This window comes from Streptomyces sp. LX-29 (assembly GCF_029541745.1).
In the GTDB taxonomy this organism is placed as follows: Bacteria; Actinomycetota; Actinomycetes; order Streptomycetales; family Streptomycetaceae; genus Streptomyces.
Genome location: NZ_CP089746.1, coordinates 5,765,556 through 5,786,869 on the forward strand (window position 1 = coordinate 5,765,556; position 21,314 = coordinate 5,786,869).

Here is a 21,314-nt window from a genome sequence, read left to right on the forward strand (position 1 = left end):
CCCCGAAGTCGTATCAGATGCCCGTGCCGGTACGGCGCAACACCCGCAGCGAGTGCGTCACCGAGACCTCGGTGAAGGCGCCGGACTCCAGGGCGCGCCGGTAGACGCGGTACGGGGCCTGGCCGCCGTCGGCCGGGTCGGGGAAGACGTCGTGGATGACCAGCAGCCCGCCGGGCGCCACATGCGGGGCCCAGCCCTCGTAGTCGCCGGTGGCGTGCTCGTCGGTGTGGCCGCCGTCGATGAAGACGAGCCCGACCGGGGTGTTCCAGACCGCCGCGACCTGGGGGGAGCGGCCCACGACGGCGATCACGTGCTCCTCGAGGCCGGCCGCGTGCAGCGTGCGGCGGAAGGCGGGCAGCGTGTCCATGCGACCGACCTCGGGGTCCACGACCGTCGGGTCGTGGTACTCCCAGCCGGGCTGCTGCTCCTCGGAGCCGCGGTGGTGGTCGACGGTGACCGTCACGGTGCCCGCCGCGCGGGCGGCGTCGGCCAGCAGGATCGTGGAGCGGCCGCAGTACGTTCCCACCTCCAGCAACGGCAGCCCGAGCCCCGCGGCCGTGGTGGCGGCCGTGTGCAGGGCGAGGCCCTCGTCGACGGGCATGAACCCCTTCGCCGCCTCGAACGCGGCGAGTATCGCGGGCGCGGGGCCCTCGGCCACGGGGCCCTCGGTCGTGGGAGTGGGCGTGCCGGCCATCTGTCGCGTCCTCCTGGTGGTGCGTACGGCGTGCCTACGGCTCGCGCTCGTTGCCGTGCGCTGGGGCGCGCTCGGCTCGCGCCCATGCTGCCCTACGGAGGCCCGGCGAGCCCCGCCGGCCTCACCTCGACCGCCCCCGGCCGACCGCAGGCGCTGGCCGCCGGATACGGGCGGGCGTTCCTGGTGGCTTCGGGAATCATCGTGGCGGGCGTGGTGCTGATGGCGGTACTGCTGCCGGGCGCTCGCGCGGCGGCCAGGAAGGGAGAGCACGCATGACCGACCCCGGTGCCCGTGACGACCTCGCGGCTCCCACGGACGCCTCGGCTCCGTCGGGTGTTCCTGTTCCGGACGCCCCCGCCGTCTCCGATCTGCCCGATCTGGCTGTCGGGTCCGACGTTCCGAACTTTCCGGCCACCGGGCGTCGGGTGCTGGTCAGCGGGGCCTCGCGCGGGGTGGGCCGGGCGGTGGCCCAGGCGTTCGCGGCCAACGGCGACCGGGTCGCGGTGCACTTCGGCAGCCGCCGGGCGGAGGCCGAGGCCACGCTGGCGAGCCTGGAGGGCACCGGTCACGTCCTGCTGGGCGCCGACGTGTCGGACCCCGTGGAGGCGGCGCGACTGGTGGACGCGGCGGCCGAGGTGCTGGGCGGTGTGGACGTGCTGGTGAACAACGCCGCTGTCAACAGCGGCCCGCACCCGCCCGCCACCACTCCGTACGACGAGTGGGTGGCCGTCTGGCAGCGGCACATCGCCGTCAACCTCCTCGGCACCGCCCAGCTGAGCCGACTGGCCGCCGGGCGCATGATCGACCAGGGTCGCGGCGGACGCATCGTCAACATCGGCTCCCGCGGGGCCTTCCGCGGCGAGCCCGACCACCCCGCGTACGGGGCGACGAAGGCGGCGGTGCACGCGCTCGGCCAGTCGCTGGCGGTCGCCCTGGCCCCGCACGGCATCGCCGTCACCTCGGTGGCGCCGGGGTTCATCGACACCGATCGGGTCGCGCCCCGGTTGGCGGGGGCGGAGGGCGCGGCGATCCGGGCGCAGAGCCCGTTCGGGCGGGTGGCGCGCCCGGAGGAGGTCGCCGAGGCCGTGCTGTGGCTGGCCTCGCCGGCCGCTCAGTGGAGCTCGGGCACCGTCCTGGACCTCAACGGGGCCTCCTACCTGCGGACGTGAGCGCCCCGGCCGGGGCAGGCCGTGCCGGCCCCCAGCTCCGCCGGAGCCTCCGCGACCAGGCGGACCGCGGCCGCTCCCTCTCCGGGGCGGTGCGGGCAGCTCCTGACGGGTGGCGCGCGGCATGGCGACGGTCGACGAGGTGCCGGGTGCCTGGAACGGTCGAGTCCAGGCGGCCCGGCGCCTCCCGCGTAGCTGACGAACCGTCAGTTAGTCTGCGGCTGGTGTCTTCCCACCCCATGCGGGATGGGTTATACATGGCCCGTCGGCTAGAACGCGTTCTAGGCACCGCGCGGCCGGCCGACCAGTGACGACCCCGGCGCGGCCGACGGTGCGGACGGGCGGGCCGGGGTCTTCGCACCGGATCCCACCGTCACCGCGGCCAAGGAGCACCCACCCGATGCCCATCGACGCCGTCAAAGCGGTCTCGGCCCCGCCCACCAGCACCGAGATCATCTGGAACCACAAGGACGTCCTGCTCTACCACCTCGGCATCGGCGCGGGCCTCCCGGCGACCGACCCGGCCGAGCTCCGCTACACGTTGGAGAGCCGGCTGCACGTGCTGCCCAGCTTCGCCACCGTGGCGGGCGGCGGCATGGCGCTCGCCGGCGGGCTCGCGGCGCCCGGCATCGACGTCGACCTCGCCGCCGTGCTGCACGGCGGACAGGCCCTCACCGTGCACCGGCCCCTCCCCATCAGCGGCGACGCCACCCAGACCTCGAAGGTCGCGGCCGTCTACGACAAGGGCAAGGCCGCCGTCATCGTGCTGCGCACCGCCACCGCGGACGCCGACGGCCCGCTGTGGACCTGCGACACCCAGATCTTCGTCAAGGGGGAGGGCGGCTTCGGCGGTGAGCGCGGCCCCTCCATGCGGCTCGACACCCCGGACCGCGAGCCCGACCACACCCTGCTGCGGCCGCTCCGCGAGGACCAGGCGCTGCTCTACCGGCTCTCCGGAGACTGGAACCCGCTGCACGCCGATCCCGACTTCGCCGCGCGCGCCGGCTTCGAACGGCCCATCCTGCACGGCCTGTGCTCCTACGGCGTGGTGCTCAAGGCCCTGGTGGACACCCTGCTCGACGGGGACGTCGCCCGGGTCCGCACGTACGCCACCCGCTTCTCCGGCGTCGTCTACCCCGGGGAGACGCTGCGCGTCCGGGCCTGGCGGGACGGTCACCGCATCCAGGCGACGGCGACCGCCGTGGAGCGGGACGACGCGCCGGTCCTCGCCGACACGGTCCTCGAACACACCTGATACCGGAAGCCGTCTGGACGGTCGTACGAAGGGAGCCGCACCGTGCGCGCAGCCGTACTGCACGAGATCGGGCAGGACAGGCTCGACGTCCTCGACGACGTGGAGCCGGTGGGGCTGGGCCCCGGCAAGGTCAGGCTGCGGGTGCGGGCCACCGGGCTGTGCCACTCGGACGTCTCCGCGATGAAGGGCGTGCTGCCGCAGCCGGCGCCGTTCATCCCCGGCCACGAGGGTGCCGGCGAGGTGCTCGACGTCGGCGACGGCGTGACGGGGCTCGGCCCCGGCGACCGGGTGCTGATCTGCTGGCTGCCCGCCTGCCGCGGCTGCCCGGCCTGCCGACGTGGCCAGAGCCATCTGTGTCTGGCCGGCTTCGCCGGCGCCGGGACGCCCAACTTCACCCGCCCCGCCGGTGAGGTCTTCGGCTTCGCCGGCACCGGCACCTTCGCCGAGGAGATCGTCGTCAGTGCCGGCAGCGCCGTGCCCATCCCCGACGACGTGCCGTTCGACATCGCCGCCCTGATCGGCTGCGGGGTCTCCACCGGCCTCGGCGCCGCCCTCAACACCGCGCGGGTGGCGGCCGGTTCCTCGGTGGCCGTCATCGGCTGCGGCGGCGTGGGCATCAGCACCATCCAGGGCGCCAGAGTCGCCGGCGCCGCGCGGATCGTCGCCGTCGACCCCGTCGCCTCCCGCCGGGAGGCGGCGCTCCGCTTCGGCGCCACCGAGGCGGTCGCCCCGGACGGGCTCGCCGACGCCAAGAGCCGCGTCACCGCGGGCGAGGGCTTCGACTACGTCTTCGAGGTCGTCGGCACCTCGGCGACCGCCCGCACCGCCTACGAGTCGACCCGCCGCGGCGGCACCCTCTGCGTGGTCGGCGCGGGCGCGCTCGACGACCACCTCCGGATCAGCATGTTCGAGCTGTTCTTCGACGAGAAGCGCATCCTGCCCTCGCTGTACGGGGGCGGCGACGTGCTGCGCTCCTACGAGCGGGCCATCGCGCTGTGGCGGGCGGGCCGCATCGACCTGGAGGGGCTGATCACCCACCGGGTGCGGCTGGAGGAGGTCAACGACGCGCTCGACCAGATGCGGACGGGCGCGGCGCTGCGCACCTGCATCGAGATCTGAGGCGCCGGCGAGGCTCGGCGGGGCCGGTGGGTCCGGCGGGGGTCCGGCCAGAGACGGGAGCCCGCGGGGGCGCGGAGCCGCGGGGCGCCGAGCCGGGCGGCCGAGTGGACGAGCAGGCGAAACCCGAACAGGCATGAAGCAGCCGAGCAGCCGAGTAGCCGGAGCCGAGTAGGCGGGCGGCCAGAGAGCCGAGAGGAAGGGGCGGGGCATGGCGGACAGGGCGGCGATGGCGGGCATGGCGGGCACGGTGTCGCTGGAGGGGAAGACCGCGATCGTCACCGGCGGCGGCCGCGGGCTCGGCCGCGCGGAAGCGCTGGAACTGGCCCGGCTGGGCGCCCACGTCATCGTCAACGATCACGGTGAGCCGGGGCCGGCCGAGGAGGTCGTCGCCGAGATCCGGGCAGCCGGCGGCAGGGCCACCGCCCACCTCGGCGACGTGGCCGACTTCGAGGTGGCGCGCGGGCTGGTCCACCTGGCGGTCGACACCGGCGGCGGCCTCGACGTCCTGGTCAACAACGCCGGCATCCTCCGCGACCGGATGGTCTTCTCGATGACCGAGGACGAGTGGGACGCGGTCATCCGCGTGCACCTCAAGGGCGCCTTCAACACCATCCGCTTCGCCGCCGCGCACTGGCGGGAGCGGGCCAAGGCGGCGGACGGACGGCCGGTCCAGGGCCGGATCGTCAACACCTCGTCCGAGGCGTTCCTCGCCGGATCGGCCGGCCAGCCCAACTACGCCGCGGCCAAGGGTGGCGTCGTCGGCCTGACCACCTCCACCGCTGCCGCCCTCGCCCGCTACGGCGTGACGGCCAACGCGATCTGCCCCCGCGCCCGCACCCGGATGACCGAGGACGTCTTCGCCGCGGTCCCGGCCCGGCCGACGGGGGCGCCGGGGGACGCGCTCGACCCGCTGGCCCCCGAGCACGTCGCACCGCTCGTCGGCTACCTCGCCTCGCCCGCCGCGGCGGAGGTCAGCGGGCAGCTCTTCGTCGTGCACGGCGGGATGGTGGCGATCGTGGACCGGCCTCGGGTCGCCGCCAAGTTCGACACCGAGCAGCGCGCCTTCACCGCGGAGGAGCTGGCCGGGCTGCTCACCCCGTACTACGCGGCGCGGCCGCCGGGCGAGTCGTTCGCCGCGGTCGAGGTGCTCGGCCTCAAGCGGGGCTGACGCGGGACCGGGCGGGCCGCCCTCGGCGTGGCGGTCGCGAGCTCAGGACGCCTGCTGCTGCGGCGGCGTTGGCCTACGGTGCCGGCCGTGGCCGGGGGCCTGCGCGTCCTCGGACGCGGCCTGCACTCCACGGTGCCGACCCCCGCCCACCGGGGCTATGGAGGCGCTCTGCGCCGTGGCGTCCGGGGACTGTGGGAAGGACTGCGGGAAGGCGTGCGGAGGGGACTGCCGGTACGGCTGGACGGCGTCGCTTCGGGCTTCGGTCATGTGGGAATTCACCCCGTCAAATCGGTTTCGTGCGGTGCACGAGAGGCCCGTCACGACCGACCGCACGCGCCACCGGAACGCTCCGTGAAGCCGCCACCGTCGAGCGTCGGTGGTGTACGGAACACGTGGCCGCGTAAGCCCCCCGGGAGGATTTTAGCCAGGTCGGCGATCTCGGGGGAGCCGGACTCGCCGGTAGGACAAGCGGGTTGGTGGTGGGGGCGGTTGCTCATGGCCGCGCCATCGGCGCCTGCTGGAGCGGCACCGGCCGCGCTGCCGCGCCGCCGGCCCCCGCGCCGAGGCCGCGGTGAAGCGACCCTGGGCCGCCGATGGAACGGTGCTCATCACCGGAGGCACCGGCAGTCTCGGCGCGATGCTCGCCCGGCACCTGGTGGTGGCCCACGGCGTACGCAACGGGCGCGCCCCCTCCGAGCGCCGTCACGCCGGCCACCGTGCCTCCCGTCGAGCCCTCGGCCGTACTTCCCGCCGCGCCTTCCGCGGCGGCGTGCGACGGGCCGCACGCGCCCGTGGCCCCGTCGACCGCGCCCGTACGGCGGACCCAGATCGGCCGCGGTGCGTACGCCGCGCCGGGCGCCGGGTCCGTGCCGACCGGCCGCCCCGCGGCCCCCTCCGGGCCGCCGCGCCGCTCCCACACCAGCCCAGGCACCGTGATCCGGCCGTCGATGGAGGGGCCCGGCAGCGGCGAGCCGGCCGCCGACCCCGGCGCCGCCCGCCGCCCGGCGGGCGCGCCCCCCGGCCGCCCCTCGCCGTCCCCGCCGCCACCCGCCCAGAGAGGGGCTGCTCCAGCGGGGGCGCGCCCTGCCGGGGTGGTCCTTGTGGTGGTGGTTCCCGTGGGGGTTGTCGGGGTGGGTTTCCTGGGGTTGGCCCCTGCCGGGGTGGTCCCCGTGGGGGCGGCTTCCGCCGGGTTGACCTCTGCTGAGGTGGTCCCTGTCAGGTCGGCCCGTGTTGCGGTGGCTCCAGCCAGGGCGGCTCCCATCGGGATGATCCCTGTCAGGGTGGCTCCCGTTGGGGTGGCCCCTGCCGGGGCGGTTCCGGTCGGGGTGGCCCCTGCCTGGGTGGGTCCGGTCGGGGTGGCCCCTGCCGGGCTGGTCCCCGTTGGGGTGGCCCCTGCCGGGGTGGTCCCTGTCGGGTCGCCCCCTGCCTGGCCTGCCTGGGTGGTCCCCGTCGCATCGCCCCCTGCCTGGGTGCCTCCCGTCGGGTTGGCCCCTGCCGGAGTGGCATGTAACGAAGGGGCTCCCGCCGGGATGGCACCTGCTGGAGTGGCACGTACCGCAGGGGCTCCCGCTGGGATGGATCCCGCCGGGATGGCCCCTCCCGCGGTGGCCCCCGTCGGGCGCGGCGTCGCCGGCGCGGGTCCGGACGGGTGCGGCGGCTTCGCGTCCGGCCGGGTGCGGAGTCTGGCTTCGCCACGCCGCATCAGCACGCGCGCCCCCCTGCCCGGCTTCACGTCCGCCCCGGATACCGGCGTTCCGTAGGCTGTGTTCAGCCCGGATCCCAACGTTCCGCTGCCCGCGCCCGCACCGGACGCCGACGTTCCGCTGCCCATGCCCGCGCCGGACGCCGGCGTCTCGCTGTCCGCCCCCGCACCCACGCCGGATGCCGGCGTTTCGTCGACCAGGGCCACGCCCGCGCCCATACCCGCCCCGGATGCCGGCGTTCCGCCGCCCGCGCCCGCGCCCGCACCGGCCTCGGGGCGTGTCCCCGCCCCGGCTGTCGGCGCACCGGTGTCGGCCCTCGCGCCGGCGTGGGACCGCGCGCCCGTTCCGGCGGGTGCGCCCGCCCCGGCGCTCGTATCCGCCCGCCCGCTCGTGTCCGTCCCGGCTTCGGGTGGGGTGTCTGTCCCGACCTCCGACCGCGTGGCCATCCCGTAGGCCCCGCACGGCAGCCGCACCCGCGCGAGGCCGCAGGGCACCTGCCCGGTCGCGTACGGCAGCCGCAGCTCACCGTCGCGGGTCCACAGGCCGGCGCCCGGCAGCCAGCCGGTCGGCGCCGCCAGCCGCTGCAACCGCCGCTCGGCGGGGCGCCACACGGCGATCGACGGTCCGCCGCGATCGTCGATCTGGAAGGCCACCGCGCACCCCTCCGGGGCCAGCGCCTGGCCGGGCTGCACCGCGAACGGGGTGGCCGCCGCCCCGGCCAGCCGCAGGCACTCCGGGAACCGCACTGGCAGCGCGGAGCCCAGCACACCCCAGCCCAGCCGCTCCTGGCCGGGGGCGTCGGACCGCACCAGCAGCAGTCCGCTGTCCGGATCGGCCAGCAGCAGCCGGTCGTTGCTCCCCTCGGTGATCTGGAGCAGCGGGCTGGTCTCGCCGTCGCGTCGCAGGTCGACCGCGACCGCCTTGGTCCGGCCGTCGAGTTCCCGGTCGAGCGCCAGCAGCCGGCCGCCGCGGTCCAGCCAGCTGCCGCCCGTACAGCGCCCCGGTAGTTCGGCGATGCGGCGCGGCGCGTCGGCCCCGTACACCAGCCACAGTGAGGTCGTGGTCGCCCCGGCGCCCGCGCCGCGACCGAGCGCGAACACGGCCGTGCCGCCCGGCGCGGGCGGCAGCAGGGACAGCTCCGCGCAGTCGACGGAACCCACCTGCCGCTCACCGGTGCCCGGGCCGGTCGGATAGAGCAGCGACAGCGCGTGCCGGTCGGCCACCCGGCGGCGGATCAGCACCCGCCCGTCGGCGAGCGGTTGCACCTCGCTGTCCGGCTCCTCCGGCTGCCGCCCGGCCAGCGGCACGGCGTACGGCTCGGGGCCGTCCAGCGTCCAGCGCTCGGGGTACCAGCTGCCCGTCGTGACGCTGAGCGTCAGCCGCGCCGCGTACGAGCCGTCGGCCGCGATGGCGAGGTCCGCGCGGGGACGAGGCGCCGGGCGCTCCCGGGACTCCGCGCCGCGCGCCGCCGTGGCGTCGTCCTCCGGCACGCTCGTGACGCTCTGGGATTCGGTGGCACAGGCCGTCATGGTGTACGTCACCTCCGCCTGATGAACGTAGTTTTCGCACTTCCAGCCGAACAGTGCGAGTTGCGCCTGTTCACGCATAAGAGTGGCAACTGCCTGATTCCGCTGAGGGGGTGGAGTCGGGTGTGCTGGGCGGTGAGGTGCGTTTGTGGTGATTCGGTCTGTGGTCGATCCGGACACGGGGTCGGCGGAGCCGGGGCCCGTGATGCGCGGCCCGTGGCTCGTAGCCTGTGGACCGTATTCCGTAGCCCGCGGGGCGATCTCCGCGGTGCGATCTCCACGGCGCGAGGCCCGTAGCCCGCCGTCCGTAGCCCGCGGGGCGATGTCCGTACGGCCGTGGGGCCGCGTGTCCCCGCGTCCCCATGCCCCCGCGTCCCCGTGTCCGCGTGTCCGGTGTCCCCTTGTCCGCGTCTCCGCAGGGGGCCGCGTGTCCCCCCGTCCGCGTGTCCGTCGGTCCGTGGGTCCGGATATCCGCCTTCGCCGTCTCCAGCCCGCGGTCCGTGGTCCGTGGTCCGCGCCGCGCGATCCGGGGCGCGGGGTGGATACGGGCCGGGGCTCCGCTGCCGTACGCCCCCGTGACCGCCGCCGCACACGATCGCCCGCCGGGCCCAGGTGGCCGCTTCCCGCCGTCCCGGGCGGCGGCTCGCGTCGGGGTCGGACGGAGAAGCGGCACCGACGGCTCCGGGACAACAGGGCACAGGTGGGAGGTAATCTCTGACCTGTGCCCGCACTCTCTGATGTCCTCGCCGCGCTCGACGCCCTCTGGCCCACCGAGTGGGCGGAGCAATGGGACGCCGTCGGCACGGTGTGCGGCGATGTCGGCAACCCGGAGGCCCAGGTCAGCCGGGTGCTCTTCGCCGTGGACCCGGTGCAGGAGGTCGCCGACGAGGCGGTGCGGCTCGGTGCCGATCTGCTCGTCACCCACCACCCGCTGTATCTGCGCGGCACCACGACGGTCGCGGCCGACACCTTCAAGGGTCGGGTCGTGCACACGCTGATCAAGAACGACATCGCGCTGCACGTCGCGCACACCAACGCCGACCGCGCCGACCCCGGCGTCTCCGACGCCCTCGCCGGCGCCCTGGACCTGCGGGTCACCGCGCCGCTGGTGCCGGACCCGGCCGACCCGGCCGGCCGCCGCGGCCTCGGCCGGATCTGCGAGCTCCAAACGCCGCAGACCCTCGCCGAGTTCGCCCGACGCGCCGCCGACCGGCTGCCCGCCACCGCGCAGGGGATCCGCTTCGCCGGCGACCCCGACCGCGTGATCCGCACGGTCGCCGTCTGCGGCGGCTCCGGCGACAGCCTCTTCGACGAGGTGCGCGCGGCCGGCGTCGACGCCTATCTCACCGCCGACCTGCGCCACCACCCGGCCTCCGAGGCCAGCCAGCGCAGCCCGCTCGGCCTGGTGGACGCCGCGCACTGGGCCACCGAGTGGCCCTGGACCGAGCAGGCCGCCGCCCAGCTCGACGAGATCTCTGACCGACACGGCTGGGGGCTGCGCACCCATGTCTCCCGTACGGTCACCGACCCCTGGACCGCCCACGCGGCGTCCTCCGCTGTCCCTCACTAACCACAGGAGCCCCACACTGAACGCCGCGCCCGCCGACCAGATCCGCCTTCTCGACGTCCAGTCCCTCGACGTCCGTCTCTCGCAGCTCGCCCACAAGCGCAAGACCCTGCCGGAGCACGCCGAGATCGAGACCCTGAACGGCGACCTCACCCAGCTGCGCGACCTGCTGATCGCCGCGCAGACCGAGGAGAGCGACACCGCCCGCGAGCAGACCAAGGCGGAGCAGGACGTGGACCAGGTGCGCCAGCGCGCCGCCCGCGACCAGCAGCGCCTGGACTCCGGCGCCATCACCTCGCCGAAGGACCTGGAGAGCCTCCAGCACGAGATCGCCTCGCTGGCCAAGCGCCAGGGCGACCTGGAGGACATCGTCCTTGAGGTCATGGAGCGCCGCGAGGCCACGCAGGGGCGGGTCGCCGAGCTGACCGGCCGCGTGGAGTCCGTGCAGGCCAAGGTGAACGACGCGACCGCGCGTCGGGACGCGGCCGCGAAGGAGATCGACGCCGAGGTCGCCACCATCACCAAGGAGCGCGAGGTCGTCGCCGGGTCCATCCCGGCCGACCTGCTGAAGCTCTACGACAAGCTGCGCGCCCAGCAGGGCGGCATCGGCGCGGCCCGGCTCTACCAGCGGCGCTGTGAGGGCTGCCGGCTGGAGCTCAACATCACGGAGATCAACGAGGTGCGCGCCGCCGCCGCCGACGCCGTGGTGCGCTGTGAGAACTGCAGCCGCATCCTGGTCCGCACGCCCGAGTCGGGGCTGTGACGGGGCCGTCGAACGTGACGCGTGAACTGATCGTCGAGGCGGACGGCGGGTCCCGGGGCAACCCGGGGCCCGCCGGTTACGGCGCCGTCGTGATCGACGCGGCCACCGGCGAGACGCTCGCCGAGGCCGCCGAGTACATCGGCCGCGCCACCAACAACGTCGCCGAGTACCGCGGGCTGATCGCCGGCCTGCGTGCTGCCCACGCCCTCGCGCCGGACGCGCGGGTGCGGGTCCGCATGGACTCGAAGCTCGTCGTCGAGCAGATGTCGGGCCGCTGGAAGATCAAGCACCCCGACATGCGGCCGCTGGCCGCCGAGGCGGCGACGATATTCCCGGCCTCCGGCCAGGTGTCCTACGAGTGGATCCCGCGCTCGCAGAACAAGGCGGCGGACCGGCTCGCCAACGAGGCCATGGACGCGGGCGCCAAGGGCGGCCAGTGGCAGCCCAAGCGCGGCGCCGCGGCGCCGACGGTTGTGGGGGCGGGCGCCGAGCCGGGCGCCGCGGTCGGTTCGCGCGCGTCCGTCGCGTCCGTCACGTCCGCCGTGGCCGCGGACCCCACGTCGGAGGCGGCGCTGGCCGCCGAGCGGCCGCAGACCCCGCCGGTGGGCTGGGCCGCGCCCGCCGACCTCGGGGCGCCCACCACCTTCGTGCTGCTGCGGCACGGGGAGACGGCGCTCACCCCGCAGAAGCGCTTCTCGGGCAGCGGCGCCCAGGGCACCGACCCCGAGCTGTCGCCCGCCGGCCGCCGCCAGGCCGAGCAGGTCGCGGCCGCGCTCGCCGCGCGGGGCACCATCCAGGCCGTCGTCACCTCGCCGCTGCGCCGCTGCCAGGAGACCGCCCATACGGTGGCCGCCCGCCTCGGTCTCGACGTGCGCGTCGACGAGGGGCTGCGCGAGACCGACTTCGGGGCCTGGGAGGGGCTGACCTTCGCGGAGGTGCGCGAGCGCCACCCCGAGGACCTGGACGCCTGGCTGGCGTCGGCCAAGGCCGCCCCGACCGGCGGCGGCGAGAGCTTCGCGACGGTCTCCCGCCGCGTGGCGCTCTCCCGCGACAAGCTCATCGCGCGGTACGCGGGCAAGACGGTCCTTCTCGTCACGCATGTCACGCCGGTCAAGACGCTGGTGCGGCTCGCCCTCGGCGCGCCGCCGGAGTCGCTCTTCCGCATGGAGCTGTCGGCCGCGTCGCTGTCGGCGGTGGCGTACTACGCGGACGGCAACGCCAGTGTGCGGCTGTTGAACGACACCTCGCACCTGCGCTAGCCGCTCACGCGGGCGGCGACGGCGTCCTCGACCGGGATGGCCTCGCGCTCGCAGACAGCCGCTTCACGCGCGCGGCGACGGCCGCGCGGAAGCGCGGTGGTCGCGCGAGAACGAGGCCCGCGTGAGACCGCGGTACGTGGTGGCGGCGTGGGAACCCGGGGCCGCGGGAATGCGATGGCCGCGCGGGAAAGCAGTGGCCGCGCGGGACTCAGCCCAGCGCGGTCGCCGCGCGGGCGTGGCGTTCGATCGTGGGCCACGTCCCGCTCGCACGGCGCGGGATACCCGGTGGCGCCGGGTAGGGACCGGAGGCCGGCCGTGGCGGTGGCACCCTCCAGCTGCCGCCCACGTCCCGCTCGCACGGCGCGGGATACCCGGTGGCGCCGGGCAGAGATCCGGAGATCGGCCGTGGCGGTGGCACCCTCCAGCCGTCGCCCACGCGGCCCCCGTTCGGCAGGGCGAGGTGGCCCGGTGCGGAGCCCGCGGTGATCCCACCGGTGGGGCGCACCGCGGAGTGGGGGACGCGGACGGAGGCGAGGGAGGCCCGGCGTGGGGCTAGAGCTCGGTCACGATCACGTCCAGCGACCAGGTGGTGCCGGCCTTCGCCGGGGCGGTGGCCTCCACCGCGTACCCGAGGTCGCGCAGCGCGGTCACCAGCTCCGCGGGTCCGGCCGGCGCCGTGCCCGACGTCAGCAGCTCCCGGACCAGCCGCCCCTTCGTCGCCTTGTTGAAGTGGCTGACCACCGACCGCTTCTCGACCCCTGCCACGATCTTCGACTGGAGGACCCGCACCGTCGCCGTACGCCCCGCGACCTCACCCTTCGGCCGCCAGGCCGTCGCGTACGCGGCCGAGCGCAGATCGAGCACCAGCCCGCCGCCGGCGGCCTCGGGCAGCACGTCGGCCAGCGGGGTGCGCCAGTAGGCGCCGAGCGCGCCGAGGCCGGGCAGCTTGACCCCCATCGAGCAGCGATACGAGGGGATGGGGTCGCCGATCCGCACCGCGCCCCACAGCCCGGAGAAGACCAGCAGCGAGCGCTCCGCCCGCCGCCGGGCGGCCGCGTCCAGCGTCGCCAGGCCGAGGGCGTCGTAGAGCACCCCCGTGTAGATCTCCCCGGCCGGGCGGGTGCCCGCGGTGCGCAGCCCGGCGTTCTTGGCGATCTCGCCGCGCAGCCCCTGGCTCAGCCCGAGCACCTCGGCGGCCTTGTCCTCGTCGCCCCCGCACAGCGCCACCAGCTCGTCGAGCACCCTGGCCCGCGCCTCGGCCAGCCCCGGCAGCGCCAGCGCGTCCAGCGCCAGCGGTTCGCCGGACCCCTCCCCGGCCTTCCCCTCGGACGGCGGCAGCAGCACGAGCACGGTGTGTCTCCTCGGTGTCGGTGAAATCGGCCCCCAGGAACCCTACGGGGTCGCGGGAGTCGCGGAGTGCGGTGCGGGGACGCGGGCGGGCCCCAGGCCCGGACCCGGGGCGCTGCCGGCATCGTCGGGAGGCGGCGGCGTGGTCCCGCGCCTACGCTCGGAGCCATGCCCCGCCGACCCATGCATGTGGCCGAGCCGGCCGGTGCGCCGCTGCGTGCCGCGCTGCACGCGTTGCGCGGTGAGCTGGGGCTGCCGGCGGGCTTTCCGCCGCACGTGCTGGCGGAGGCCGAGGACGCGGCGGTGCACCCGCGACCGCTGCCGGACCGGGAGGACGCCACCGACGTCCCGCTGTTCACCATCGACCCGCCCGGGGCGCGCGACCTGGACCAGGCGATGTACCTGTCCGTACGCCAGACGGGCGGCTTCCGCGTGTACTACGCGATCGCGGACGTCGCGGCCTTCGTCGTGCCGGGCGGCGCGCTCGACACCGAGGCCCACCGCCGGGCGCTGACCGTCTACCTGCCGGACGGACGCATCCCGCTCCACCCCGAGGTGCTGAGCGAGGAGGCCGCGAGCCTGCTGCCCGACGAGGACCGCCCCGCCCTGCTCTGGCAGCTGGACCTCGACGAGTTCGGCGAGGTGATCTTCACCGACGTACGCCGGGCGCTGGTGCGCAGCCGGGCCCGGCTGGACTACGCGGGGGTGCAGCGCGAGCTGGACGCCGGCGCGGCCGAGGAACCGCTGTCGCTCCTGCGCGACGTGGGGCTGCTGCGGGAGGAGCTGGAACGGGCCCGCGGCGGTATCTCGCTCACCGTCCCGGAGCAGGAGATCGTCCCGGTAGGGGCCGACGGCGACGGCGACGGCGGCGCGGGCGGAAGCGGCGAGGCGGGCGACCACGGCGGCCACGGCGGCGGAAGCGGAAGCGGAAGGGGAAGCGGGAGCCGCGACAGCGCGCGCGGCCACGGGGACCATGGCGGCGCGGCGGGCGGCGCGGTGGGCGGTTACACGCTCGCCTACCGCTCCCCACTCCCCGTCGAGGGCTGGAACGCGCAGATCTCCCTCATGATCGGCATGGCCGCCGCCGACCTGATGCTGGCCGCCGGGACCGGCATCCTGCGCACGCTGCCCGCCGCCCCCGACGGCGCTGTCGGCCGGCTGCGCCGCGTGGCGCACGCGCTGGACGTGGAGTGGCCGCACGGCACCTCGTACGCGCAGGTCATCCGCTCCCTGGACCCCTCCCACCCGCCGTCCCCGCTCAACGGGGCGCGCCCCGCGCCGCGCGACGTCCCCGCCCACCACGCCGCCTTCCTGCACGAGTGCACGGCCCTGCTGCGCGGCGCCGGCTACACCCCATTCGACGGCGACCCGCCCGATCCGGCCCGCGCCCGGCACGCCGCCCTGGCCGACGACTACGCGCACTGCACCGCCCCGCTGCGCCGCCTGGTCGACCGCTACACCGGCGAACTCTGCCTGGCGGCCGCGGCCGGCGTCCGCGTCCCGGACTGGGTCCGGGCCGCCCTCGACGACCTTCCCGCCGAGATGGCCGCCGGCGCGTCGCGGGCCAACGAGGCCGAGCGCGAGTGTGTGGACCTCATCGAGGCGGCGGTGCTCCGCGACCGGGTCGGCGAGGTCTTCGACGGCTGTGTGATCGACGTGGCGGAGCGGGATCCCACCCGCGGCACGGTCCAGCTCCACGACCCGGCCGTCGTCGGCCGGCTGGACGGCGACCCGGCCGGACCGGAGCTGCCGCTGGGCCGGCGGCTGCGGGTCAGGCTGGTGGAAGCCGATCCGGGACGGGCGAAGGCGCGCTTCGTCCCCGCGTAGCGGCGGCCTCGCCGGCGGGCGCGCCGACACCGGCCGTGACGAGGTTCCCGATGGTGGCCACCGCCGCGCGAGGGTCCTCGGCGTGGAACCGCAGAGTCCGCACGCCGACCCGCGCCCCGAGCGGCCGTACGGCGGTGACGGGGGCGCTCAGCTCGACGGTGACCGTGGTCCGTGCGGCCACCGACAGATCGCGAGCAGCCGCCGCGACCGTCGGGTACGGCCTCCGCCCCCGACTCGTCTACCATGGTCACCACGGCAGACGAGCCGGGCGGACGGCCGCGTCGGGACTCATGGGTCCCGCCGAGGAACGTCCGGGCTCCACAGAGCAGGGTGGTGGGTAACGCCCACCCGGGGTGACCCGCGGGACAGTGCCACAGAAAACAGACCGCCGGGGACCTCGGTCCTCGGTAAGGGTGAAACGGTGGTGTAAGAGACCACCAGCGCCTGAGGTGACTCAGGCGGCTCGGTAAACCCCACCCGGAGCAAGGTCAAGAGGAGCCGCTTCGCGGCGGCTCTGCGCGGATGTTCGAGGGCTGCTCGCCCGAGTCCGCGGGTAGACCGCACGAGGCCGGTGGCAACACCGGTCCTAGATGGATGGCCGTCTCTCGACGGGCCGCGAGGCCCGCCGATGACAGAACCCGGCGTACAGCCCGACTCGTCTGCCGCCCCTTCGGGGGCAGGCCCCTGATCAGGTCTTTTGCCTGGTCAGGGGGCCACTTTCATCTCCCTGGAGCCGAGTAATCACTGCTCACTCTTTGTGACTGTTTCCGGGTGTTTCTCGGTGCTGTGTGGCGATCCTGTGGCGGTGCCTGGGCTGCTGAGCCGGTCCAGGTCAGTGCCCTAACTTGAGGCAACGCGTCAAGGACCTCCTCGTCAGCAGGAGGGCTTTGACGCGTTCAGGCTCGGTCAGGTGTCTAGAGCTCGCCGCGCTTCACAGCGTCGACGAAGGACGACCAGCCGTCGGAGGAGAAGACCAGGGCAGGGCCCTCGGGGTTCTTGCTGTCACGGACAGGCACGACGCCGGACGGAGAGACGAGGTTTGCGGCGACCTCGACGCACTGGCCGCCGTTGCTGCTGTAGGAGGACTTGAACCAGCGGGGGGAAACGGTAGTCACAGGATGCCCTTTCGTGCCTGCTCAATCATGGCCGCGGATGTCGCCTGAGAAAGCGCCTCGGCCTGTAGTTGATGGTAGGCCGTCATCAGAGGCTGAACGAACCTCATATCGCGCTCTAGCCGCCCTTGCTGTGCAGACTCGGCGTACGCGATATGGGACCGATCGGTGAGGGTGAGCAACGTTACTGGTAGGTCGAACGCCCTTCGCTCCCCAAGATCGTAGGGAGCCACTTGGAGGATCGTAGAGGGCAGCTCGGCGAACGCGGCAAGCCGGTCCAACTGCGCCGCCATGACTCGGGTGCCACCCACCACGCGCCGTATGCAGCTCTCGTCAAGAACCACGTGCACCAGTGGTGCGGGAGTCCGATCCAGCGACGCCTGCCGTCGAGCGAGGAGCGTTAGCCGTTCCTCTGCCTGCTGTTCCGTGATCGCTCCGCGCCGCACGGCACCCGTCGTGATGGCTGCGGCGTACTCCGGTGTCTGAAGCAACCCCGGAATGATGCCCAGCTCAAAGAGCCTGATCTCTGCCGCGCGTACCTCATGAGCAACGAACTCGGGGAATCCCTCAAGTATCGCGGTGTGCCATACGGCCCGCCCCCGACGTTCGAGCTGATCCCCCGTGCCAAGGGCCCTGTCAGCACTTGCCGCGAAGCGGGGAGTTGGAGGACGCCGACCAGTTTCGACGGCGGAGATGTGCGTTCCGGAGCACCCCATCCGCTCGCCTAGCTCGTCCTGCGTCCAGCCGCGCTCGTCGCGCAACGCGCGTAACCGCTGGCCGAAGCGCTCACCGGGCGACCCTTCAGGGTCCAGTTCTTTGCGGTTCACCATCTAGGCGCCCAACTCCCCGAGCAATCCGCGCAAGTTGAAGACCGCCCGACTGTAGTCCACGCTGGACATCCCTCGGTAGTGAAGGTGCTACGGAGAGGAGTAGCTCAGGAGTCCGATCAGCGGCAGGTGCGTGACGCCCTAGCGACTTCCGCTCAGCCGCGCTGCATCTCGCGCAGGCCGCTGAACAGCTCACCACGCTCTGAATCACGCAGATCAACGGCCAGACAAGAACCCCCGCAACCGCGCAACCGGCTCGGGGGCGTGGCCACCAACCGCTTGGGAGTTGATGACGTGAACAAACGTACCGTGCTGATCTTCGAATCGGTGCTCGGAAGGCTGCACACATTGGTGCGACGGCGCAGCCCCGCCCCCGCCCTCGTGCCGCTGAAGGCCCCGGCCAGTGCGACCACCCTCCCGTGCGTGGTGTGGCGGCCGTGGATGGTCAATGGAGAGGGCGTTGCCTTGGTCCGCCCCTACGTGCTGTCCAGTGAGCACGTGGACGGCCGGGGCAGGCTCGGGGTCAACGAGTGCGCGGGCTGCGAGTCCACGGAGGTTTCGTGGTGACTCTCCGGCAACTGCCCCCGGACGAAGACGGCCGTACGGGGATCGTGATTACCGACAACCCTGACGGTCTGCTTAGTCGCGTGGCCGACGAGTTCGACAGCGCGGCGGAAGACGAGAACGTGTTCATGTGCAGCCAGCTCCTGGGGCACGCACGTGACTTGCTCAAGCAGCCGAAGGTGACCGTGGAAGAACTGCGGTTCCTCGCTGAACGGCTCGTTGAGGGGCTGCTCATGGCCATCAACGTGGCTGAGAGCCGTGACTCCCGTTCGGCGCCGATCACCCCCATGCCCATGGTCGGTGATCCGGTGATGGACACGGTGACCGGCAAGGTGGGGCTGATGATGGGTTGGGAGGGGCCTCAGCGTGCACGGGTGACCCTTTATCCGCCGAATGGCAAAGGCACGCCCTGGGACACCGCCGGCTTCCGTCAGCCCACGAAAGAGGAGTGGCCCGTTGAGGCCCCGCCGCCGCTCCGGCCAACGCCTTCGGACTATCCGCGCAGTGCTCCGATGTCGGCGAGGCCCCTGGAACAGTCGATCGTGGAGGAAGGGCAGAACGGGCACCGCGGTGGGCTGAACATGGCTGCCCTGGCGCCTCCACCTGCCTCGATCTTCGGACCGTAGAAGACTCCTGGTCCCCGCTGTTCTCGGCTACCTCAGCGGGGACCAGGTCCCGCGCCCGCCCCTACCGTGTGCCAGTCATCCCCCGAAGGCGACACCGGTAGGGGCGGGACCTCACACAACCTGTCCAGTTGGCGAGTTGGAGAGGAGCGACCGACATGAAGACCAGCCCATCACAGCCGGTCGCCCTGCCCATCCGCACCAGTCCCCCGCCCGGCGGACACTCGCTGGGGAGCGTGTACGCCGGGCGGGTCAGCAAGGGATCGACCAGTTCACGTCTCATGACGGAAGGGAGGCGAGGTATAACCGAGCCACTCGGCTCGTAGTGCAGGCACCACCCAGATCCGCAGAACTCATCCTGAGGAGTCAACTGTGATCACCACTGCTACTGGGCTCACCGCAACCCGACCGTGGGGGGCTAGCCGACTGGCGCCGTACCCCACCACGGTTCGCCTCCCGCACGCCGCAGTCGAGGTTGACCCGGACACGCAGCTTGGCGTGTTCCGCGACTGTCACGGCCAGGTGGTTGAGATGGGCAAGCACGGAACCGGCACCGGCACCGAAACCAATGTAACCACCAGTTCGGATAACCAGACGGGTAACGACCAGGGCAAGGACCAGGAGAACGATCAGGACTGACGATAGTGACCGAGGAGAGGCCGGTACTCGTGGTCACCGAGGCGAACGACATTACCGCCGACATGGTGATCAGCGAACTGAACCGGCGCAGTGTGCCGGTAGTCAGGTTCAACCCTGCCGACATTGATGGAGGCGGCCTGACGGTCTCGGCTCGGTTTGGTACCTGCCCGGCCCCGGTGGCCGGGCAGGTACGCACCGTGTCGAGGACCGTGGATCTGGGCCACGTGCGGGCGGTGTACTGGCGCCGCCCCGACTGGCCCACCTTCCCGCACTTAGCCGCCGACGATGCGCGGTTCGCCGCGGCGCAGGTCCGCTATGGGCTCGGAGGCACGCTCTACGCCCTGGACGGGCCTCTGTGGGTCAACCACCCCCTTCGTATCGCCGCCGCCGACTACAAGCCCGCTCAACTCGCCCTTGCGCAGCGGCTGGGCCTCGCGGTGCCACCAACGCTCGTAACCAACGATCCAGCCGCGGCACGGGAGTTCATCACTGCACACGGTCAGGTGATCTACAAGGTGCTGCGGTGGACCCCGTACGAGCGAGACGGGATTCCGGTCACGGGCTGGGCTGATCTGGTCACTGCTGACGAGATCGATGACAGTGTGCGCGTGACACCACACCTCTTTCAGGCCCGCGTGGATAAGGCCGCAGACGTGCGGGTGCTGGTGGTCGGTCGGCGAGCGTTCGCCGTGCGCATCGACTCCGACCTGTTGGACTGGCGCAAGGACTACTCCGCGCTCTCCTACACCGTGGTAGACCTGCCCGCCAACGTGAACAAGGCGCTCTTGGCATACCTGGATCGCCTCGGGTTGGTGTCCGGGAGCTTTGACCTCGCTATGGATCGGGCGGGCGACTACTGGTGGCTGGAGCTGAACCCCAATGGCCAGTGGGGGTGGCTGGAGGAGAAGACCGGACTGGAGATGTCCGCTGCATTCGCTGACCTGCTACGAGGAGACAACCCATGACCGATACCACGCCCGAGCGGCGTGCCCTCGCCGATCGGCTGGTTCAGGCTGGTGCCCTCAAGACCCCCGCGTGGCGGGCGGCCGTAGAGGCAGTACCGCGTGAGCTCTTTCTGAACCCCGGGGTGTTCCTTCAAGAGAAAGGACGATGGCGACCTGTATCGGCCGCGGGCGCCGATCCGGCGGAGTGGGCGCATATCGCGTACACCCTAGACACGCTGACTACGCAACTCGATGGGCACCTCACTGCCGACGAGGTAAAAGAGCCCGTGGCGGGTCTACCCACGTCTTCCTCCACGACCCCGGTCCTCGTGCTTGGCATGATCGAGAGCCTGGACGTGGAGGACGGGCACCAGGTCTTGGAGATTGGTACCGGTACTGGCTACTCCTCCGCCCTGATGTGTCACCGCCTCGGCGAGGACAACGTGACCACGGTGGAGGTTGACCCGGAGGTGGCGGCCCGTGCGGACGCCGCGTTGGAAGCGGCCGGGTTCTCGACGTGGACCGTGACCGGAGACGGGCTCCTCGGGCACCCTCGCCGGGCCCCGTACGATCGGGTGATCGCCACCTGCGCCGTCCGCCGCATCCCTCATACTTGGGTCCGGCAGACCAGGCCAGGCGGCGTCATCCTGGCCACCGTCGGTTCCTGGGCAAACGGCGCCGGCCTTGCAAAGGTAACGGTGAATGCCGAGGGTGCGGCCGAAGGCGGCATGATCGGACACGCCTCGTTTATGCAGGCTCGATCTCAAGCGGCAGTGCCGGTAGGCGGTGACCTCTCCGCCCGCACTGCCTACGCCGATAGTGAGCGGGATGTGGGGGTGTCTCCCCTCGTGCTTGAGGAGCAGATGCCTGCTTTCCTCGCCCAGCTCTCCGCCCCCGGCACGCAGTTCATTCGCGCCGCCCGCAGTGACGGCACACGGCTCTTGTACCTCTTCGACCCGCAGCGCGAGTCCTTTGCCGAGTTCATCGCTGACGGAGACGGTTGGACCGTCCGCCAGGGTGGGCCCGTGGCCCTGTGGGACGACATCGAGCGGGCTGTCACCGCTTGGCAGGGTGAGGGAAGCCCTGACATCACCACCGTAAAGCTCCACATCACTGCCAGGACCCATACGTATTGGATCGGCGACAACCCGGCACTGCGATGGGAACACCACCTCAGCTAGAGATCTTTAACGGCGGAGGTTACGTCGGGT

At 73.1% G+C, this 21,314-nt stretch carries 19 protein-coding genes, 1 other RNA gene and 1 pseudogene; 15 read left to right on the plus strand and 6 right to left on the minus strand.

The features are described 5' to 3' along the window. Positions 1–13 precede the first annotated feature (13 nt). Positions 14–694 carry a class I SAM-dependent methyltransferase gene (locus LRS74_RS24275; protein ID WP_277743001.1) on the minus strand — a complete coding sequence of 227 codons (681 nt, stop codon included), beginning with the start codon at positions 692–694 and terminating at the stop codon, positions 14–16. A gap of 84 nt (positions 695–778) precedes the next feature. Between LRS74_RS24275 and LRS74_RS24280 the strand changes: the two genes are divergently transcribed. From LRS74_RS24280 to LRS74_RS24300, 5 genes are all read left to right on the plus strand, one after another. Then, entirely contained in the window at positions 779–970 is a 192-nt protein-coding gene (locus tag LRS74_RS24280) for a hypothetical protein (protein ID WP_277743002.1), read from the plus strand. Continuing rightward, positions 967–1,863 (plus strand): SDR family oxidoreductase, encoded by an 897-nt coding sequence (locus tag LRS74_RS24285; RefSeq protein WP_277743003.1) that lies wholly within the window; start codon positions 967–969, stop codon positions 1,861–1,863. The genes LRS74_RS24280 and LRS74_RS24285 overlap by 4 nt, the downstream gene beginning before the upstream one ends. Positions 1,864–2,260: 397 nt before the next feature. Further along, on the plus strand, positions 2,261–3,115 hold the full coding sequence (locus LRS74_RS24290; protein WP_277743004.1) for a MaoC family dehydratase: 855 nt from the start codon (positions 2,261–2,263) through the stop codon (positions 3,113–3,115). 42 nt (positions 3,116–3,157) lie between these two features. Then, the gene (locus LRS74_RS24295; protein ID WP_277743005.1) at positions 3,158–4,234 is read left to right on the plus strand and encodes a Zn-dependent alcohol dehydrogenase; all 1,077 of its coding nucleotides are present in this window, start codon (positions 3,158–3,160) and stop codon (positions 4,232–4,234) included. 235 nt (positions 4,235–4,469) lie between these two features. Then, the gene (locus LRS74_RS24300) at positions 4,470–5,402 is read left to right on the plus strand and encodes a 3-oxoacyl-ACP reductase (protein ID WP_277744901.1); all 933 of its coding nucleotides are present in this window, start codon (positions 4,470–4,472) and stop codon (positions 5,400–5,402) included. Positions 5,403–5,444: 42 nt separating this feature from the next. Here LRS74_RS24300 and LRS74_RS24305 read toward each other — a convergent pair whose 3' ends face one another. Both LRS74_RS24305 and LRS74_RS24310 read right to left on the minus strand, forming a co-directional pair. Beyond that, positions 5,445–5,669 (minus strand): hypothetical protein, encoded by a 225-nt coding sequence (locus LRS74_RS24305; protein WP_277743006.1) that lies wholly within the window; start codon positions 5,667–5,669, stop codon positions 5,445–5,447. Between the two features lie 1,897 nt (positions 5,670–7,566). Then, a pseudogene (locus tag LRS74_RS24310) lies at positions 7,567–8,514 on the minus strand (hypothetical protein); the annotation flags it as partial. Positions 8,515–9,352: 838 nt separating this feature from the next. Here LRS74_RS24310 and LRS74_RS24315 point away from each other — a divergent pair. Genes LRS74_RS24315 through LRS74_RS24325 form a run of 3 tightly spaced genes read left to right on the plus strand, consistent with a single transcriptional unit; the run spans position 9,353 to position 12,220 of the window. Next, positions 9,353–10,201: a Nif3-like dinuclear metal center hexameric protein gene (locus tag LRS74_RS24315; protein ID WP_277743007.1), complete on the plus strand. Its 849-nt coding sequence runs from the start codon at positions 9,353–9,355 to the stop codon at positions 10,199–10,201. Between the two features lie 16 nt (positions 10,202–10,217). Further along, positions 10,218–10,961, plus strand: coding sequence for a C4-type zinc ribbon domain-containing protein (locus LRS74_RS24320; protein WP_277744902.1), 744 nt, complete (start codon positions 10,218–10,220; stop codon positions 10,959–10,961). 14 nt (positions 10,962–10,975) lie between these two features. Then, a complete protein-coding gene (locus tag LRS74_RS24325; protein ID WP_277743008.1) occupies positions 10,976–12,220 on the plus strand; it encodes a bifunctional RNase H/acid phosphatase in 1,245 nt (414 codons plus the stop codon). Positions 12,221–12,772: 552 nt separating this feature from the next. On the opposite strand, the gene yaaA is transcribed toward LRS74_RS24325, so the two are convergent. Then, positions 12,773–13,570, minus strand: a complete 798-nt coding sequence (yaaA, locus tag LRS74_RS24330; RefSeq protein WP_277743009.1) for a peroxide stress protein YaaA — start codon at positions 13,568–13,570, stop codon at positions 12,773–12,775. A 165-nt stretch (positions 13,571–13,735) separates the two neighbouring features. On the opposite strand from yaaA, the gene LRS74_RS24335 reads away from it, so the two are divergent. Then, positions 13,736–15,394, plus strand: coding sequence for an RNB domain-containing ribonuclease (locus LRS74_RS24335; RefSeq protein ID WP_277743010.1), 1,659 nt, complete (start codon positions 13,736–13,738; stop codon positions 15,392–15,394). Between the two features lie 260 nt (positions 15,395–15,654). Next, an RNA gene (gene rnpB / locus LRS74_RS24340) (RNase P RNA component class A) lies at positions 15,655–16,056 on the plus strand. Between the two features lie 252 nt (positions 16,057–16,308). Here the strand turns inward: rnpB and LRS74_RS24345 are convergent. Together LRS74_RS24345 and LRS74_RS24350 are read right to left on the minus strand one after the other, a co-directional pair. Further along, positions 16,309–16,509 carry a DUF397 domain-containing protein gene (locus LRS74_RS24345; protein WP_277743011.1) on the minus strand — a complete coding sequence of 67 codons (201 nt, stop codon included), beginning with the start codon at positions 16,507–16,509 and terminating at the stop codon, positions 16,309–16,311. Further along, complete coding sequence (locus LRS74_RS24350) at positions 16,506–17,336, minus strand: helix-turn-helix transcriptional regulator (protein ID WP_277743012.1); 831 nt, start codon at positions 17,334–17,336, stop codon at positions 16,506–16,508. The genes LRS74_RS24345 and LRS74_RS24350 overlap by 4 nt, the downstream gene beginning before the upstream one ends. Positions 17,337–17,627: 291 nt before the next feature. Here LRS74_RS24350 and LRS74_RS24355 point away from each other — a divergent pair, with 291 nt between their 5' ends. The 5 genes from LRS74_RS24355 (at position 17,628) to tgmC (ending at position 21,284) form a co-directional block, all read left to right on the plus strand. Next, positions 17,628–17,900, plus strand: coding sequence for a hypothetical protein (locus LRS74_RS24355; RefSeq protein ID WP_277743013.1), 273 nt, complete (start codon positions 17,628–17,630; stop codon positions 17,898–17,900). Between the two features lie 80 nt (positions 17,901–17,980). Next, positions 17,981–18,523: a hypothetical protein gene (locus tag LRS74_RS24360; RefSeq protein WP_277743014.1), complete on the plus strand. Its 543-nt coding sequence runs from the start codon at positions 17,981–17,983 to the stop codon at positions 18,521–18,523. Between the two features lie 372 nt (positions 18,524–18,895). Continuing rightward, positions 18,896–19,159, plus strand: a complete 264-nt coding sequence (gene tgmA / locus LRS74_RS24365; RefSeq protein ID WP_277744638.1) for a putative ATP-grasp-modified RiPP — start codon at positions 18,896–18,898, stop codon at positions 19,157–19,159. Positions 19,160–19,164: 5 nt separating this feature from the next. After that, complete coding sequence (tgmB, locus tag LRS74_RS24370; protein WP_277743015.1) at positions 19,165–20,124, plus strand: ATP-grasp ribosomal peptide maturase; 960 nt, start codon at positions 19,165–19,167, stop codon at positions 20,122–20,124. Continuing rightward, positions 20,121–21,284, plus strand: coding sequence for an ATP-grasp peptide maturase system methyltransferase (tgmC, locus tag LRS74_RS24375; protein WP_277743016.1), 1,164 nt, complete (start codon positions 20,121–20,123; stop codon positions 21,282–21,284). Before tgmB ends, tgmC begins: the two co-directional genes overlap by 4 nt. The last annotated feature ends 30 nt before the right edge of the window (positions 21,285–21,314 follow it).

Bases quoted from the DNA above. Each gene is read 5' to 3' on its own strand.
- LRS74_RS24275 (WP_277743001.1), bottom strand. From the start codon at position 694: ATGGCCGGCACGCCCACTCCCACGACCGAGGGCCCCGTGGCCGAGGGC.
- LRS74_RS24280 (WP_277743002.1), top strand. From the start codon at position 779: ATGCTGCCCTACGGAGGCCCGGCGAGCCCCGCCGGCCTCACCTCGACC.
- LRS74_RS24285 (WP_277743003.1), top strand. From the start codon at position 967: ATGACCGACCCCGGTGCCCGTGACGACCTCGCGGCTCCCACGGACGCC.
- LRS74_RS24290 (WP_277743004.1), top strand. From the start codon at position 2,261: ATGCCCATCGACGCCGTCAAAGCGGTCTCGGCCCCGCCCACCAGCACC.
- LRS74_RS24300 (WP_277744901.1), top strand. From the start codon at position 4,470: ATGGCGGGCACGGTGTCGCTGGAGGGGAAGACCGCGATCGTCACCGGC.
- LRS74_RS24305 (WP_277743006.1), bottom strand. From the start codon at position 5,669: ATGACCGAAGCCCGAAGCGACGCCGTCCAGCCGTACCGGCAGTCCCCT.
- LRS74_RS24335 (WP_277743010.1), top strand. From the start codon at position 13,736: ATGCCCCGCCGACCCATGCATGTGGCCGAGCCGGCCGGTGCGCCGCTG.
- LRS74_RS24350 (WP_277743012.1), bottom strand. From the start codon at position 17,336: ATGGTGAACCGCAAAGAACTGGACCCTGAAGGGTCGCCCGGTGAGCGC.
- tgmC (WP_277743016.1), top strand. From the start codon at position 20,121: ATGACCGATACCACGCCCGAGCGGCGTGCCCTCGCCGATCGGCTGGTT.